16 protein-coding genes are annotated in these 15,904 nt (G+C 50.6%); 10 read left to right on the top strand and 6 right to left on the bottom strand.

Annotation, left to right across the window (positions count from 1 at the left end; translation table 11 throughout):
* Positions 1 to 428: 428 nt before the first annotated feature.
* Positions 429 to 788 (top strand): hypothetical protein, encoded by a 360-nt coding sequence (locus tag RIF25_RS16300; protein ID WP_322879575.1) that lies wholly within the window; start codon positions 429 to 431, stop codon positions 786 to 788.
* Between the two features lie 6 nt (positions 789 to 794).
* Here RIF25_RS16300 and RIF25_RS16295 read toward each other — a convergent pair whose 3' ends face one another.
* The 4 genes from RIF25_RS16295 to RIF25_RS16280 form a co-directional block, all read right to left on the bottom strand.
* Positions 795 to 1,268 (bottom strand): CYTH domain-containing protein, encoded by a 474-nt coding sequence (locus tag RIF25_RS16295; protein WP_322879574.1) that lies wholly within the window; start codon positions 1,266 to 1,268, stop codon positions 795 to 797.
* Positions 1,269 to 1,303: 35 nt separating this feature from the next.
* Positions 1,304 to 1,642, bottom strand: coding sequence for a LapA family protein (locus tag RIF25_RS16290; RefSeq protein ID WP_322879573.1), 339 nt, complete (start codon positions 1,640 to 1,642; stop codon positions 1,304 to 1,306).
* Positions 1,643 to 1,857: 215 nt separating this feature from the next.
* On the bottom strand, positions 1,858 to 1,974 hold the full coding sequence (locus tag RIF25_RS16285; RefSeq protein ID WP_015125219.1) for a photosystem I reaction center subunit VIII: 117 nt from the start codon (positions 1,972 to 1,974) through the stop codon (positions 1,858 to 1,860).
* Positions 1,975 to 2,011: 37 nt separating this feature from the next.
* Positions 2,012 to 2,473 (bottom strand): photosystem I reaction center protein subunit XI, encoded by a 462-nt coding sequence (locus RIF25_RS16280; protein WP_015125220.1) that lies wholly within the window; start codon positions 2,471 to 2,473, stop codon positions 2,012 to 2,014.
* A gap of 241 nt (positions 2,474 to 2,714) precedes the next feature.
* Between RIF25_RS16280 and RIF25_RS16275 the strand changes: the two genes are divergently transcribed.
* Positions 2,715 to 2,939: a hypothetical protein gene (locus RIF25_RS16275; RefSeq protein WP_322879572.1), complete on the top strand. Its 225-nt coding sequence runs from the start codon at positions 2,715 to 2,717 to the stop codon at positions 2,937 to 2,939.
* A gap of 101 nt (positions 2,940 to 3,040) precedes the next feature.
* Positions 3,041 to 5,830, top strand: coding sequence for a preprotein translocase subunit SecA (gene secA / locus RIF25_RS16270; RefSeq protein WP_322879571.1), 2,790 nt, complete (start codon positions 3,041 to 3,043; stop codon positions 5,828 to 5,830).
* A gap of 261 nt (positions 5,831 to 6,091) precedes the next feature.
* On the opposite strand, the gene RIF25_RS16265 is transcribed toward secA, so the two are convergent.
* Positions 6,092 to 7,366 carry a site-2 protease family protein gene (locus RIF25_RS16265; RefSeq protein WP_322879577.1) on the bottom strand — a complete coding sequence of 425 codons (1,275 nt, stop codon included), beginning with the start codon at positions 7,364 to 7,366 and terminating at the stop codon, positions 6,092 to 6,094.
* A 489-nt stretch (positions 7,367 to 7,855) separates the two neighbouring features.
* On the opposite strand from RIF25_RS16265, the gene RIF25_RS16260 reads away from it, so the two are divergent.
* The 7 genes from RIF25_RS16260 to RIF25_RS16230 all read left to right on the top strand — a co-directional run bounded on the left by RIF25_RS16260 (position 7,856) and on the right by RIF25_RS16230 (position 14,503).
* Positions 7,856 to 9,589 (top strand): ShlB/FhaC/HecB family hemolysin secretion/activation protein, encoded by a 1,734-nt coding sequence (locus RIF25_RS16260; protein ID WP_322879570.1) that lies wholly within the window; start codon positions 7,856 to 7,858, stop codon positions 9,587 to 9,589.
* A 21-nt stretch (positions 9,590 to 9,610) separates the two neighbouring features.
* A complete protein-coding gene (gene cbiE, locus RIF25_RS16255; protein WP_322879569.1) occupies positions 9,611 to 10,864 on the top strand; it encodes a precorrin-6y C5,15-methyltransferase (decarboxylating) subunit CbiE in 1,254 nt (417 codons plus the stop codon).
* Between the two features lie 97 nt (positions 10,865 to 10,961).
* A complete protein-coding gene (hslO, locus tag RIF25_RS16250; protein ID WP_322879568.1) occupies positions 10,962 to 11,870 on the top strand; it encodes an Hsp33 family molecular chaperone HslO in 909 nt (302 codons plus the stop codon).
* A gap of 137 nt (positions 11,871 to 12,007) precedes the next feature.
* Positions 12,008 to 12,256, top strand: coding sequence for a Ycf34 family protein (locus RIF25_RS16245; protein WP_322879567.1), 249 nt, complete (start codon positions 12,008 to 12,010; stop codon positions 12,254 to 12,256).
* A 150-nt stretch (positions 12,257 to 12,406) separates the two neighbouring features.
* Positions 12,407 to 13,687: an efflux RND transporter periplasmic adaptor subunit gene (locus RIF25_RS16240; RefSeq protein ID WP_407682465.1), complete on the top strand. Its 1,281-nt coding sequence runs from the start codon at positions 12,407 to 12,409 to the stop codon at positions 13,685 to 13,687.
* 43 nt (positions 13,688 to 13,730) lie between these two features.
* The gene (locus RIF25_RS16235; protein ID WP_322879565.1) at positions 13,731 to 13,919 is read left to right on the top strand and encodes a hypothetical protein; all 189 of its coding nucleotides are present in this window, start codon (positions 13,731 to 13,733) and stop codon (positions 13,917 to 13,919) included.
* 125 nt (positions 13,920 to 14,044) lie between these two features.
* A complete protein-coding gene (locus RIF25_RS16230) occupies positions 14,045 to 14,503 on the top strand; it encodes a cupin domain-containing protein (RefSeq protein WP_322879564.1) in 459 nt (152 codons plus the stop codon).
* Positions 14,504 to 14,524: 21 nt separating this feature from the next.
* Here the strand turns inward: RIF25_RS16230 and RIF25_RS16225 are convergent, their stop codons facing one another.
* Positions 14,525 to 15,868, bottom strand: a complete 1,344-nt coding sequence (locus tag RIF25_RS16225) for a TldD/PmbA family protein (RefSeq protein WP_322879563.1) — start codon at positions 15,866 to 15,868, stop codon at positions 14,525 to 14,527.
* Between the last annotated feature and the right edge of the window lie 36 nt (positions 15,869 to 15,904).

Raw genomic sequence — 15,904 nt, 5'->3', positions numbered from 1 at the left:
CATAGATTAAGGATGCAAATGACTTCAGCTTTGATTTTTCCAAGGCTATCATTACCTTTAGGGTTCTACCAAACGTTTAAAGCTGTAAAGTGGTTATTTCAATTGTTTATTGATCACTTTCTTTTACGTTCTATTCAGCTTAATATGTATGGTATATTCTCATGAGCAACTGCTGTTTGCTATAGCAGTCCGTCTTTATTTGTGAGAATAACTGATCATTAGAAGCCTTGGTAAAGAATCCCCCCTCGTTGAGCCTAGGATGAAACCAAAACTTTGCAGGGATAGATAATTCTGGGCTATTCTCACGAATCATTACTGTTTACTATATCTTAAGCTTTCTTCCTGATTTTCAATGCCGTTTGTGACGAAACCAAAGCTAAAATACCCATGTGAGGTTAGCCGATGACGCTGTTTGCCCAAGGTTGTCAATGAAGTACTTTTTCTTATCCGAAGGCTGGGAAGTGGGACGGGTGTGGGAACCGGCGGGGATTTGGAATTTAGCAGTCTGGCGGCGGCAACCCCTGATTGAGCAAACGGCCCTAGTGGTCATTGAGCAGGATGAACGGCTATGTCTGTACCAAGTTGAAGAGGCGGTCTTGATGGTGGAGGTCAAACCGGGGCCAGGCCTGGTTAATCATTCGGGGCAACAGGGAATTGGCCAGGTGGTTCTCAAGCGACTCATGACCGCCGAGCAAGTCCTCACCTATTTAATCTCCCATGGGGGTATCGAGAAAATTGAACAGTTAGCCTTAACCCCAAATTCTGCCGAGATGTCCCTAATTCCCTAGGTTTACCTAAGATTCCCATTGCTGATAGGGGTGCTGATTGAGATAAGAATTAAAGTAGCGATGATCCTGACTTACTTCCTGGCCAATCCAATCGGGTAATATTAACTCTTGATCTGAATGACTTAACTCCACCTCTGCTAAAACCAGGCCAGCATTATCCCCGCCGAATTCATCCACCTCCCACACCAAGGGGGACTGGGGAATCCGATACCGAGTTTTCTCAATTAAAGGTTGATAGCAAAGATTTTTAAGTAACTCCCAGGCCTCATCCACCGGAATCCAATATTCATACTCCTGGCGACTAATCCCTATGGTTGCCGATTTAATGGTCAGAAAGCCCTGATCACCCGCCACCCGTACCCGCACCGACCGCCCCACTTCTCGAGTTAAATACCCTTGGGCATAGGCAACACCCGGTTCAGCAATCTCCCGCCAGGCCAGGCCTTGGACTAAAAACTTGCGTTCAATCTCTAGACCCATCCCCGCCCCCAACTGCAATCAACGAACCTCAGGAATTAACTCTCCAAGGAAGCGGAGGTTGTACTGGGCAGCAGACGTTGTTCTTCCAATGCCGCCTTATACCGCTCTAGATCTTCTTCCAAGTTGGCAATCTGCTCTTCTCGATTTCCCATTTCCCGCCGAACCGTAATAATCCGCTGCACCTGCGTCCAAACACTAAACACCCAGGCCATCACCGCCCCAAAACCAATCGCAACAATTAGCTCAATGCACAAGGGGGCCTGGATACTAATGCCTTCTACCAACTTAATAGACACGGGTTGGGTATTTTGGATACTAAATAAAACCAATGCCAAGGCAATGACAAAAATCATGAAGAAGTTAACTTGGCGCATGGATTCCTCCTAGTTCTTGCCCACTCTAATCTACACTAATTAGTCCCCATTCCTACAGCCTAACCTAGAAAAATTTTCCACTCCTAAACAACAGAAAATCCCTCACCCAATAACAGGCAAGGGATCAAGAAATAAAACCCTCATAAATCCGCCTTATCCGAACCCTTGAGAGCGCATTCAATCAGCGAAGATTCAGGATCAAAACCCACCTAAATCTAGGCATCCTGCTCAATATAAAGAAACAACAACCCCATCACAACTACGGGCATTAACCAGCAGACAACTGGAATAAAAATCCAAGGTAAAAACGAAGCCGCGTAATCACCACTCATGGGTTAATCTCCTTATCTTTTGTGAGTAAACAGTAAACTAGTTGAAAAATCCCGTCATAATCCCGTCAACGACTGAGAAGTTTTCCAGCAAGAAAAAGGCAACAAAAGCACCGCCCATTGCGCCAACAAAAAAGCCAGCCGTTAATTGACTCCACCCTTCACTGGATTTCAGAGCATCGGAGGATGGTTTTTGAAACGAAGCCAGGCCATAGGCCGCCATACAAGCCGTTGCTAGCAGGATCAAGGCAATGCCAGAGATCAAACCGCCTAAATTGGCTACATCCGAATCCCGTAAGGGGCCAAGTTTTACCCAAGGGCCAATTAAGAAATAACCGTGCGCCATTCCCACTTCCAAACCGCGCAAAATGGGCGACAGGCCTGGACGATAGATGGGCAAATTGCCAATAAACGTTTTGGTAAAGCTGGAATCCGAAATGGGTGTGGATAAATGCCCCGCAAAGGGATCCCCCCCATAAGGCTTAACTAATTCTTCGGCCATAGTTATTATTTCCTCAGACGGTCAAAGCCTCTGCAATTGGGCAAAGGTCTCAAGGAGATATTCTAGGGAAGTTAGGGTTAGGCTAGGCGATCTCGATACCATCTCTTCAAGAAACTTCATTATTTGTAATCTCCACGGCCCCTCTGCCGCCCCCTGAGAGACCCCAATGACCTGACCAGAAAAGAGACAATAAAACTACCTTAAAGATTCCTGACTTGCGACCCATTGCCCCTGCTTGCCTATGTCTCCCCACTCCCCAAAATCTCCTGGCCAGATAATCAACCTTGCCGAATTTCTGACTGCGGCCCAGGCCAGCCCAACTGCCTCAGCCCCCCTCTTACCGCCCCCCCTGACTCGCCCCTATCGTTTTGAAGATATTGGCTGGAAACCCCTAGTCAACTACATTCCCACACCCCAAAAGTCCCCCACAAGCCCCTCAGAAACCGATCTAGGTTGGCTAGACTAACGGGCCCATCCCGATAACTCATCCCTAGAAACATCCAGGCCCCGCCCTAGAGCAAACCACTGTAGGATTAAAAGGAGTCGCATTGTTGTCATGTCTAAGCCATGTTGAAAGCAATTTTTGGGGATCCAAACCAACGCAAGCTAAAAAAATATCAACCCTTGGTGAGTGACATCAACCTCCTCGAAGAAGACATCCAACCCCTCAGTGATGCCGAACTCCAGGCCAAGACCAGTGAATTTAAGCAACGTCTAGAAAAAGGGGAAACCCTGGATGATCTCTTACCCGAAGCTTTTGCCGTTGTTAGAGAAGCCTCGCGTCGGGTCTTAGGATTGCGTCACTTTGATGTGCAGCTAATTGGCGGCATGATTCTCCACGATGGCCAAATTGCTGAGATGAAAACCGGGGAAGGCAAAACCCTCGTCTCAACCCTGCCAGCCTATCTCAACGCGCTCACCGGGAAAGGGGTTCACATCATCACCGTCAATGATTACTTGGCCCGCCGAGATGCGGAATGGATGGGGCAAGTCCATCGGTTTTTGGGGCTAACAGTGGGCCTGATTCAACAGCAAATGCCGCCCCAAGAACGCCAAAAAAGCTATGCCTGCGATATCACCTATGCCACCAACAGCGAAATTGGTTTTGACTATTTGCGAGACAACATGGCCACCTCAATGGCAGAAGTCGTCCAGCGGCCATTTCACTATTGTGTGATTGACGAAGTGGACTCGGTTCTGATTGACGAAGCCCGCACCCCCTTAATCATTTCCGGTCAAGTGGAACGCCCCACGGAAAAGTATTTGCAGGCCGCCGATATTGCCCGATCCCTCAATGCTGAAGACCACTACGAAGTAGATGAAAAAGCTCGCAACGTCCTGATGACCGATGAAGGCTTTATTCAAGCGGAAAAACTTCTCGGTGTCGAAGATCTCTTCGATCCCGAAGACCCCTGGGCCCACTACATTTTCAACGCCATCAAAGCCAAAGAACTGTTCATTAAAGATGTGAACTATATCATTCGCGGTGAAGAAATTGTCATTGTGGATGAATTTACCGGACGGGTAATGCCAGGCCGGCGCTGGAGTGACGGGTTACACCAGGCCATTGAGGCCAAAGAGCGAGTCGAAATCCAAAATGAATCCCAAACCTTAGCCACCATTACCTACCAAAACCTGTTCTTGCTCTATCCGAAACTCGGCGGCATGACCGGCACGGCCAAAACCGAAGAAGCAGAACTGGAAAAAATCTATAAACTCGAAGTCACCGTTGTTCCCACCAATCGCACTAGTAGCCGCCGGGATATTTCCGATGTGGTCTATAAAACAGAAATGGCCAAGTGGCAGGCGGTAGCCCAAGAATGTGCGGAGATGCATATTGCTGGCCGGCCGGTACTGGTGGGTACAACCAGCGTGGAAAAATCCGAAATCCTCTCCGTCCTCCTCCAACAGCAGGGTATTCCCCACAACCTCTTAAACGCCAAACCGGAAAATGTCGAGCGGGAATCAGAAATTATTGCCCAGGCCGGTCGTAAAGGTGCGGTAACCATTTCCACCAATATGGCGGGGCGGGGAACGGACATTATTTTGGGCGGCAATGCCGAATACATGGCCCGGCTCAAGGTGCGGGAATTTTTCATGCCCCGAATTGTCATGCCCGAAAGTGATGATCCCATGTCCCTCCTCAGTTTGATGGGGAACCATCGCCAAGGTGGACAAGGCTTTGGCCAAGAGGTGAAACAAAAATCCTGGAAAGTCTCCACTGAGATTTTTCCGACCGAAATTTCCAAAGATGCCGAAACCTTACTTCGATCTGCCGTAGATTTTGCCGTTAAACAATATGGTGAGCGCAGTCTGCCTGAACTCCAGGCCGAGGATCTGTTAGCCGTAGCCGCCGAAAAAGCCCCGACCCAAGACCCCGTGATCCAAAAACTGCGGGAAGCCTATAACCTGATCCGCCACGAATACGAAGCCTTTACCGGCCGCGAACATCAAGAGGTGGTGGAATTGGGGGGCTTACACGTGATCGGCACAGAACGTCATGAATCCCGCCGGATTGATAACCAGTTACGGGGGCGGGCCGGACGACAAGGGGATCCCGGCTCCACACGGTTTTTCCTCAGCCTAGAAGACAACCTACTGCGGATTTTTGGCGGTGATCGGGTGGCCTCGTTGATGAATGCCTTCCGCGTCGAAGAGGATATGCCGATTGAGTCGCGAATCTTGACCGGTAGCTTGGAAAACGCCCAGAAGAAAGTGGAAACCTACTACTACGACATCCGCAAACAGGTGTTCGAGTATGACGAGGTGATGAACAACCAACGGCGGGCGATTTATGCGGAACGGCGGCGGGTTTTGGAAGGGGAAGACCTGAAGGATCGCGTCCTTGAGTATGCCGAAAAAACAATGGATGATATTGTCGTCGCCTACGTCAACCCAGAACTCCCGGCGGAGGAATGGGACTTAGCCAGTTTGGTCAGTAAAGTCCAGGAATTTGTCTATTTACTTGCAGATTTAGAACCGGAACATCTGGCTAATCTCAGCGTGGCCGAAATGCAACTGTTTCTCCATGAACAAGTTCGCACGGCCTATGAACGTAAGGAAGCGGAAATTGATCAAATCCAGGCCGGGTTAATGCGCCAGGCCGAGCGGTTCTTTATCCTCCAACAAATTGATACCCTCTGGCGGGAACATCTCCAACAAATGGATGCTCTACGGGAGTCGGTGGGCCTGCGCGGCTATGGTCAAGAGGATCCCCTGGTGGAATATAAACGAGAAGGCTATGAAATTTTCCTCGACATGATGATCATGATTCGCCGTAATGTGGTCTACTCTCTGTTCCAATTCCAGCCCCAAATGCCTGCAACAACAACGGAAGTGACTACAGAAGTTGTTTAAAAGTTGTTTGAAATTCAAGAGCAATCTGGTTAAACACAATGATCAATACTCTTACCTCAATCCCGTTGGCTAAGGATGTTTGGTTGCCAGCCACTTGGGCTAAATTCATAGGCCTGGTGAATCAAACTGAGCCGGCTGATCATATATAGCGTTACGCAGACTGTTCTGAGGGAGTAGAACTCTTAAAAGGACTGCCCATAAACCATCTCCTGACTTGTCCCAATAAAAGCCCTCAATGAGTAACGGGATATTCCTCACTCCCTAGACCTTGGTTAGAGGTGGCTCTGGGATTGGGGCTGGGTCTTTTGCGTCTAGATGGGCTGGTACTTGGTTTTGCAGGGCAGTTTCGGCCAGTTTACGCAGTTGCAGGCTGGGAGGATATTGATGACTTTGCTTAATTTGTTTCAAGTCCGGAGCCATGACAACCCAGTTTAGAGATTGAGCGAGGGCCTGGAAAATATCACCCCGATCAATCACTCCGGCTACGGATCCAGCAGGGGATAGAACCGTCACATACCGGCAGGCCTGGGTTTCTAATTGGACAATAATTTCTGCCAGGGAGTTAGATTCAGCGCAGGTCGGTACATCATCCAAGGCAGTGGTTAGGGCCATGACGGTTAATTGATCCCACTGGCTCCGCTCGATTGGACTGAGAAGACTGGGATCGACTTGTCCTCGATAACGTCCCTCACTAGCCGAAAAGTAAGCCGTGGGTTGTTGGTCTGCTAATAATAAATACCGCTCGGCAAATTCCCGTAAAGACAGGGTGGCTTCCACAACTCGAAAGTCGCGGGATAGGGCCTGGGCTGCGGTGACGGTTAAGAGTGCCTCTTGAATGTTGGTCATCCGATTATAGAGAGACGCATTCCGAATCCCAAACCAGCCTAAAAGGGCCAACCACAGGCCATTCCCCACCCCCAGTAGGGCTAAACTTGCCGTCCCTAGGATAATCCCAGTCCATCCCAGCACCTGGCCTGAGCGCGCTGCCCAGCGAACCCCTTGAAACCGATTGCCCGTAGCCTTCCAAACTGCTGCCTTGAGCACTTGGCCACCATCCAGGGGTAAACCGGGTAACAGATTAAAAATACCCAAAACTAAATTGATGCCACTCAAATTACTCGCCAAAACTTGTCCAGGGGTATCCATTGGAAAGACCATCGTTAAACTAAACAAAATGGCTGCCAGGGTAAAGCTAACGAGGGGCCCAGCGATAGCCACTTGAAAGGCTTGGCCGGGTGTGGATGACTCACTCTCAATGGCCGCAATCCCGCCAAATAAAAACAAAGTAATCCGGTTAACTTGAATACCTTGGGAGCGAGCCACCAAACTATGGCCAAGCTCATGGAGTAAGACTGAGGTAAACAACAGGATCGCCATCGCAAATCCCGCTGCCCAGGCCCAGGCCCCCCAAGCTGGATATTCCCGCTGCCAATCTGAGCCATTCAGGAACGTAAACAGACCCACCACCAGAAACCAAGAGCTATCCAGAAATAGCGGAATTCCAAATAACTGCCCTACCTGCCAGCTTTTACCCATACTCACCCCGACGCGTGCGCCTGAATCAATGTCCTTCGCCTACTTCCAGTCTAATGGCCAGGGTTTCCGAGCGGCTCCTGGCTATTCCAGGCCGAGGGCAAACCACAATGATTTTACACTCTAAAGATTAGACATATATAAAACACAGATATATCAATAGGCAATAGTTTCAGAGTTTCTACTCTTTTGAAATAATCTGTGTATCACCACTGTAGCTTATGGCATCTCCCCTTGTTTTCGCCCCCCCCCGCAGACTAAAATCACCCTAAATTTGATGAATTTTTCTGCACTTGGCTGCGATTAAGTAGTTATCTGGTCATCTCAGCCCTCATCACCCTCACCCAATCCCAGGCCTGGATCACTTTTGAAGGGCTATGGAATTAGCTACTTTGATAAGTTATTACTGATGTGTAACCTAGGTGCTGAGATCGGTTGTTTGGTTTGAATTAAGCTCAATTATTTTTAGGGTGTGGTGGGTGATTAAGATTTATGAATAAAACAGCGCCTTATCTCATGTTACTGCTGAGTATTAGTACCGCAGCCAGTTGCTTGACCGCGGCGCGAGTCCTCGGCCAAACTGCCCCAGTCAATCCCACCCAACAACAAATCCAGCCCCCTCTACCAATTGTCCCCCCCTTACCCCCGCAGCCAACGGAACCTCTCGTTACGCCGCCAGCCCCCTCCCCTCCCCCTGCCCTCCCCAGCCAACCGCAAATTCCAGTTGCCAAAATTAACGTGGTTGGCAGCACAATTTTTGGCCCAGCCCAGTTTGATCCGATTACTGCTCCCCTCTTGAACCGAACAGTCAGCCTACAAGAGTTACAAGGGGCTGCGGACGCGATTACCCAACTCTACTTAGATGGGGGCTATCTCACCTCTCGGGCCGTTTTAGGCGAACAGACCATTGCCGGTGGGGTGGTCACGATTCGGGTCATTGAAGGGCGGCTTGAGGAAATTAGCGTTACGGGTAACGAGGGCTTACTGAAAACTTACATCACGAGTCGGATTCAGTTAGGTGCAGGTGTTCCCCTCAATGGCAATGCCTTAGAAGAGCAGTTACGCTTACTCAAAGTTGATCCGTTGTTTAAGAATGTTTCGGCCAGCTTACAGCCGGGAACCACAGAGGGAGCCAGTATTTTAGCCGTGCGCGTTGACCAGGCCCGCCGGCCCAATGGTCTGTTGGGAATGGATACCAATACCCCCCCAGCCATCGCCCCAGAACGGGGGTTCCTTAATTTTTCCTATCAGAATCTTTCAGGGGTAGGGGATACGATCTATGGCTCCTATGCGGTTGGGGTTAACTTGGGCGAATTTGATTGGGGCGCGTCCAATACCTATGAATTTGGCTACAGTATTCCCGTCAATGCTCTCAATGGGACATTTTCTATCCGCACCGTGCAGGGGGACAGCCGGATTACCCAAGCCGTTGGCCAAGACTTAGGGATTCGCTCCACCTCTAATGTCTATCAAATCAATTTCCGACAACCCATTATTCGCTCCATTCGCCAAGAACTGGCCCTATCCGTGGGGTTTACTCAGCAAAGTGGGCAGACGTTTTTGTTTAACAACACACCCTTTCCCTTTGGGATTGGCCCGGACGCGAATGGTTATAGTCGCACCAGCGTTGTGGATTTTAGCCAAGATTATGTGCATCGAGATAACTCCGGGGCCTGGGTCTTGCGCTCACAGCTTAACTTTGGGTTGCCAATTTTTGACGCAACGGACAATCCGGGGGCCATTCCCAGTGGTCAGTTTTTTAGTTGGTTAGCCCAAGGACAGCGGGTGCAACAGCTTTGGGATGATAACTTTGTTATTCTCCGTTCTAGCTTGCAATTGTCACCCAACAACCTCTTAGCCTTTAACCAGTTTGTGATTGGCGGGGAAACCTCAGTCCGGGGCTATGCCACCAATGCTCGCTCTGGGGATAATGGCTTTCAATTCTCCACCGAAGGGCGGTTTCCGATTATTCGCAATGCTGATAATGCCCCCATGTTGCAGCTTGTTCCCTTGCTAGATTTTGGCATCGTCTGGAATAACCCCAGTAATCCCAATGGGCCTGTGGCCAATAATGTTTTATTAGGCTCTGGTTTAGGCCTGATTTATCAACCGACTCCAGCCGTGGATATTAAGTTTGGCTATGCTGTCCCAGTCTTTAATGTGCCCGGCCAGGGATCAAGCCTACAATCCGATGGCTTTTACTTCAGTATTGTCGGCCGCCCATAGCCTGACGGGCTAGTTAAACGCATGGAACAGGCAAAACTGCCATCTGGATCTGACAAAAAATGGTTATCGGTGCTGGGTGTTGGGGCAGAGGGCTTAACGGGACTATCAGAGGTGGCGCGATTTCTGCTGGATCAAGCGGAGGTCATTGTTGGTGGTCAACGACATTTGGGGATGCTGCCCAACTCTGATCTGCGGCCAAAGCTGGCCTGGGATAGTCCAATTACGATCACCCTCGATCAAATTGCGGCCCGGCGCGGTGAACTGGTTTGTGTTTTAGCCAGTGGAGACCCACTTTTTTATGGCATTGGTGGGCCATTGCTAGAACGTTTTGCCCTGGATGAGATGACCATTATTCCGGCTGTTTCGGCCCTAGCTTTGGCCTGTAGTCGGTTGGGCTGGGCCTGGGCTGATGTTGAAGTGGTGAGTTTATGTGGTCGTCCCTTAGAGTTGCTGCACACCCTCCTATATCCAGGGGCAAAGATCATGGCTCTCAGTGCCACAGGGGAAACTCCTCGCCAGGTTGCTCAAGCCTTAACAACACGGGGCTATGGAGACAGCACATTATACATTTTAGAAAACTTAGGGCATTCCCAAGAAAAAGTCCTCAAAACTCCAGCCGGGGCCTGGGCAGAGCAGGAAATTGCCAATCTGAATATCATCGGTATCCATTGTCAAAGGACTCCTGAAGCGGCTGAATTAGGAGGGGTTCCCCATTCCCGTTTAGCTGGTTTATCAGATCTAGCCTATAGCCATGATGGCCAACTGACCAAGCAAGAAGTCCGGGCCATGACCTTAGCCGCCTTAGCTCCTTTACCCGGCCAACTCCTTTGGGATGTGGGGGCTGGTTGTGGTTCGATTGGCATTGAATGGTTACGGACGCATCCCCGCTGCCAGGCCATTGCCATTGAACGACACCCCCAACGCCAGCAACTGATTGCGGAAAATGCGGTCAACTTAGGCGTTCCGAACCTGAAAATCGTCCCTGGAGTTGCCCCGGAGATTTTGGTTGACCTCCCACAACCCGATGCAATTTTTATTGGCGGGGGAGTTCACATCTCAGGGATGCTAGAAACTGCTTGGCAGGCCTTAAAACCAGGGGGCAGATTAGTGGTCAATGCTGTCACCGTAGCCAGCGAGCAACTGATCTTTCATTGGCAACAACAAGTGGGGGGAACTCTGCGGCGGATTGCAATTCAACGGGCTGAACCCTTGGGAACTTACCTGGCTTGGCGATCCTTAGCTCCAGTCACTCAATGGCAAGTGCTCAAATATTGAGGATAACGCGAGATCAGGGATTCTTCCTCCCCCAGGCCTGGGGAAATGGGGCTAAAAATGCCAAGATAAACCTAGGGAAATATGAAGGAATGTAACAATGCCCGATCAACTGATCCGTGCCACTGCTGCTGCTGAAGGAATCCGGGCTGTGGGAGTGATCACAACTCGTCTCACGGAAGAGGCTCGCCAACGCCACCAACTTTCCTATGTTGCTACCGCCGCTCTAGGGAGAACCATGGCCGCCGGATTACTGTTAGCCTCCAACATGAAACAGCCCCAGGCCCGCGTTAATATTCGAGTTCAAGGCAATGGCCCCCTCGGAATTGTCTTTGCAGATGCGGGCTGTGATGGCACGGTGCGCGGCTATGTCCAAAACCCAGAGATTGAATTACCCCCCAATCAATCTGGCAAGTTAGATGTGGGTGGTGCAGTCGGGGCTTCGGGCTTTCTCTATGTCATCCGCGATATTGGCTACGGCTATCCCTACTCCAGCACCGTGGAATTAGTCTCAGGGGAAATTGGCGATGATGTTACCTACTATTTAGCAACCTCTGAACAAACACCCTCTGCCCTGATGCTAGGAGTTTTTGTCGGGCAAAATGGCACTGAAGCCGCCGGGGGAATCCTCCTGCAAATTCTGCCCCAGGCCGCGGAGAATGAGGCGTTAATTGCAACCTTGGAATCACGGGTGGCGGCCTTACAGGGCTTTACGCCGATGCTGCGAGCGGGCAAAACTCTCCCGGAAATGTTTGAGCAGTTGTTGGGGGATCTGGACTTGAAAATTCTGCCGCAAAATCAACTGTTACGGTTTCACTGTGGTTGTACCCATGAACGGATGCTGGGAGCCTTAAAAATCCTCGGTGAAGCAGAACTCAAGGATATCCTCATGACTGAAACCTTTGCTGAGGCTACCTGTCATTTTTGTAACGAAGTTTATCACGCTAATAGTCGGGAACTTGAACAATTATTAGCAGAACTGGAACAGGAAACAGCCGCCTCCAGTTAGGGACTTTAGGAGTTTATTAAATAACTGGATCAACGCCCCCCAGGCCTGGGACAGATTTACGAAAGATTCGCTAGAGTGGCAGTAGTCTCCTGATAAGGCAACGCCTACCTGACACCCTTTATTTGGAGGGGATGATTATGTGTATTTGTGTCAACTGTGCCTTTGTGGATCGGTGCACAACCTATTACGCCGTAGAAGAGCAGCACCAACAACCCCATCTTACCGATGAACCAAGTTTTGAACCCGATCAACCGACCATTAACGTCAATATCCGTACCTTTGGTGAAGAAATTCAATTGGAATGGGATGTGGTTGGCTGTGCCAGTTTTCAGCTAGAGTCGGGGCGGTGGTCGCGCTTACGGCCGGGGGAATTGATTCCAACCTAAATGTTACCAGCCCCCTGAATCATTGGCGAAAACCTACTTTCTGGTACTAACAACCTCTATGGCTGAGGAGAAATATTCCCTTGGGACTGGCTCCAGAAGTGTAAAGAAAATTTACAATGGGAGGGTTAGCCCGTGAAACAGGTAGGGGTTATGTATATTCCTTGGGTAGGTAAAGTCAAACGACCACTGCCTTGGTTGCTGGGGCTGGGCCTGGCTGGGGTGATCATAGCCGGTGGTGGGATATGGGTGAGCCACTCGAGTCGCAAATTAGATCTGGCTGCCTACACAGTTGCTGTCCAACGCGGGGATAATTTGACCTTACGGATTACGGCCAGCGGCAAGGTTGTGCCCATTCAAACCGTCAATATTAGCCCCAAAAACTCGGGTCAACTGGCCCAACTGTATGTGGAGCAGGGAGATTTGGTTAAAAAAGGGGAAATTATTGCTCGGATGGATCCTCGGGATGCCCAGGCCCAATTAGACCTTGCCCAGGCCCAACTTGCCGATGCCATAGCCCGCCGAGATCGCACCCAGGCCGGGAATCGCCGCCAAGAAATTGCTCAGGCCCAAAACCAAGTCACTGCGGCCCAGGCCCGGATGAAGTTGGCCCAAGAACGCTTAAAACGCAATCAAACCCTAGCCGCAGAGGGGGCCATTAGTCGCGATAGTTTAGATGCCTTAATTGCTGACAATGATGCCACCGCTGCCAGTCTCCAAGAAGCTCGTAAACGCCTGGATTTGCTCCGGGAAGGGGCCAGGGTCGAGGATATTCGCCAAGCCAATGCCCAGGTTGCCGCGTCTAAAGCCCAGGTTGAGGCCGCCAAAGTCGTGTTAGCCGATACGGTGATTCGGGCCCCCTTTAGCGGAATTATTACCCAAAAATATGCCACCCCCGGCGCGTTTGTCACCCCAACCACAAGTGCTTCCACCACCACCTCGGCCACCTCAACCTCCATTGTTGCCATTGCTGAGGGCCTGGAAGTAATTGCCCAAGTCCCAGAAGTGGATATTGGCCAAATCAAGTTGGGGATGCCGGTGGATATTGTCGCTGATGCATTCCCTGATCAAACCTTTAGCGGGGACGTTCGCCTCGTCGCCCCAGAAGCCGTAGTTGAGCAAAATGTGACGTTCTTTCAAGTCCGGGTCAAGATTCGCACTGGCCTGGACAAGCTGCGCTCCGGGATGAACGTAGATCTGGTCTTTATCGGTCAATCCCTCCCCAATGCCCTCTTGATTCCCACAGTTGCCATTGCCACTGAAAAGGGGAAAACGGGAGTCTATGTGCCTGGGCCCGATCAAAAACCTGTCTTTCGGCCAATTACCACTGGCTCTAGCATTGAGGATCAAACCCAAGTCCTTGAAGGTCTCCAGGCCGAGGATGTAATTTTTGTCGATTTTCCAGCCCAACTACGACCCAAACAGAATAATTAGCCAAACAGAGTAATTAGAAAGAGATGTCATTCCTGGGTATCGAGTGGTTGCCGCTCCAGGCCAAATCACAGCCCCTAATCCCGCCAAAGCCGAAACTCAGAAACTTGCCCTAGAACAGGAAGGTCTGTTTTTCCAGGGGGAACAGGAGATTGTCAATTTTGCCGAATACTTTATTACCGCAGATGATCTCAACAGTGGGATTTCCCGCCAAGTTCGACCACAACCCGCTTGACTTAGCCTCCCGTAGGCAGGAATAATCTGCTCTAGCTCACTTTCCTCTAAGCACCACATGACTCGTCATTTGGCTGGAATCGGTAATGCTATATCATCAAAACAATCTTGTTTCGGGGTGAGAGGATGAAACAGTCTTGGCTAATGGGTGTGGGTTTACTGACCCTGTGTTCTGTGATCAGTATTCGCCCCGCCACCGCCCATCCCCATAACAATCCCACCACTGCCCTCACTCCCTCTGCTACCTATCCCAACAGCCTCAAGCCTGGCTCCAATGAAATGCTCCGGGCCCCAACCGCTATGGCCGAGGGAGTAGAGGTGATTATTTCCGATGTAATTATTCCTCCCAATTCACGCTTGCCGCGCCACTATCATCCAGGGGAGGAGTTTATCTATGTGATTGAAGGGGAGGTCGTCCATGTGGAGGAGGGAAAACCCAACCGGATTGTGAGGGCTGGGGAAACAGTAGTCATTCCGCCCAGGGTGATTCATGCTCCCTACACAACCGATCAAGCCGCTCGGGCAATTGTCTTTCGGGTGCATGTGGCGGGGCAACCGGAACGGATTCTAGTTGAGGATCAATAAGCTCGGTTCACCCCAACTGCCCTAAAGCGTAAAGGTAAAGTTATCCACCAACAGGCCGGGTACTAAACTTCCCCCTAAAGCCCGATGTTCATAGGTATCGGTATGGGCAATGTACTCTTGGGTTTGGGTCAGGTCAACTAAGTTCTCGCCAAAGCAATTATAAAGACTTTCATCAAAGCGTAAGTCTTGAATCGGAGCGACAATTTCCCCAGCTTCCACCCAAAAGCAGGCGTAACGAGTCATCCCGGTGATCCGACCTTGGGGACGATCACTCCAGTTGAGATAGTGCAAATTGCTCAAATATAGGCCGGTGTCGAGATTTGTTAAAACTTCTGCGGCATTTAACTGCCCAGCGCCCACTTCTGGGGCCCGAAGTCCTTCACTGGCAGCGGCTCCATTACTATCCAGGCCATATTCTTTGGCGGTACGGCTATTGATTAGGGTATTGACTAGGCGACCGGATGCAATGATGGGTAACTCTTCAGGGGCAAATTCTCCTTGATCATTGAAACGGGGGACTTGTCCATGTCGGAAGTTTTCGCTGAGAGAGAACTTGGGGGAGAGATGCTTGCCATCCCGCAGTGGGGCAAAGGCACTTTCTCCTTGGCGCAGGGCGGCTTCACTCACGGCTCCCCAAGATAACATCCCTACGAGTTCAGCGGTTGCGGCTGGGGCCAGATAGGTACGATATTGACCAGGGAGAATGGTTTTGCCGGGCTGCTCCAGGATTTGCAGTTGGGGCCGGGCCGCCGCGATTTGGGCCTGATAGCGGACTGTTGACCATTGGGAACCGGCCTGGATCGCTTTCACGGCTTTACCTGTGGCCGTGATCAAGGAATAGTCGAGGGTGAAGGTTTCTGTCGCAAACCAATGGTGCTGACCCGCAGAGTTACTGTTGCCCCGAAAAATTAGTCCCCCGGCGTAAAGGCCCGTAAAATCTAAATCTTGGACTGGCTCAAGAATAGCGGTAACGGCTGTTGCTGGTTCTAAAAGCTGGCCGGGGTGATAGTCACGACTGGAGCCAAAGTTCTGGGGCAAAACAATGTAGGGGTCGGGGGGAAGTTGGGGCAGTTCTTGGCGCAGTTGGTGCAGGGCCTGGCGACTCCGGCTCAGGTCAAGTTCTGGCTGGCTGGTAAAAGGGAGGCTGGCCTGGGCCATGCGCTCGTTGTGGATCAGCGTTAGGGTCAGTTGGGCATCGCTGACGGTTCCGGTTTGGCGGACTTTGGCCTGGTTGAAGCGGATAAATTGGCTATTTTCACCCCGAATGGCCAGAAATAGATGCTCATCGGCCCGTAATTCATTCAGGAGTGCCTGACTCAGAGTTTGGAATTGGGCGGCCAGTTGTTCGGGTGGCAAAGCAAACAAGGAGAACTCCACTTTATTTCACATTGTTTTTGATCC

Origin of the sequence: Pseudocalidococcus azoricus BACA0444 (assembly GCF_031729055.1) — a bacterium.
Classification (GTDB): domain Bacteria; phylum Cyanobacteriota; class Cyanobacteriia; order Thermosynechococcales; family Thermosynechococcaceae; genus Pseudocalidococcus; species Pseudocalidococcus azoricus.
Note: the sequence above shows the minus strand (reverse complement) of the source record. Positions and strands in the feature narration are given on the sequence as shown.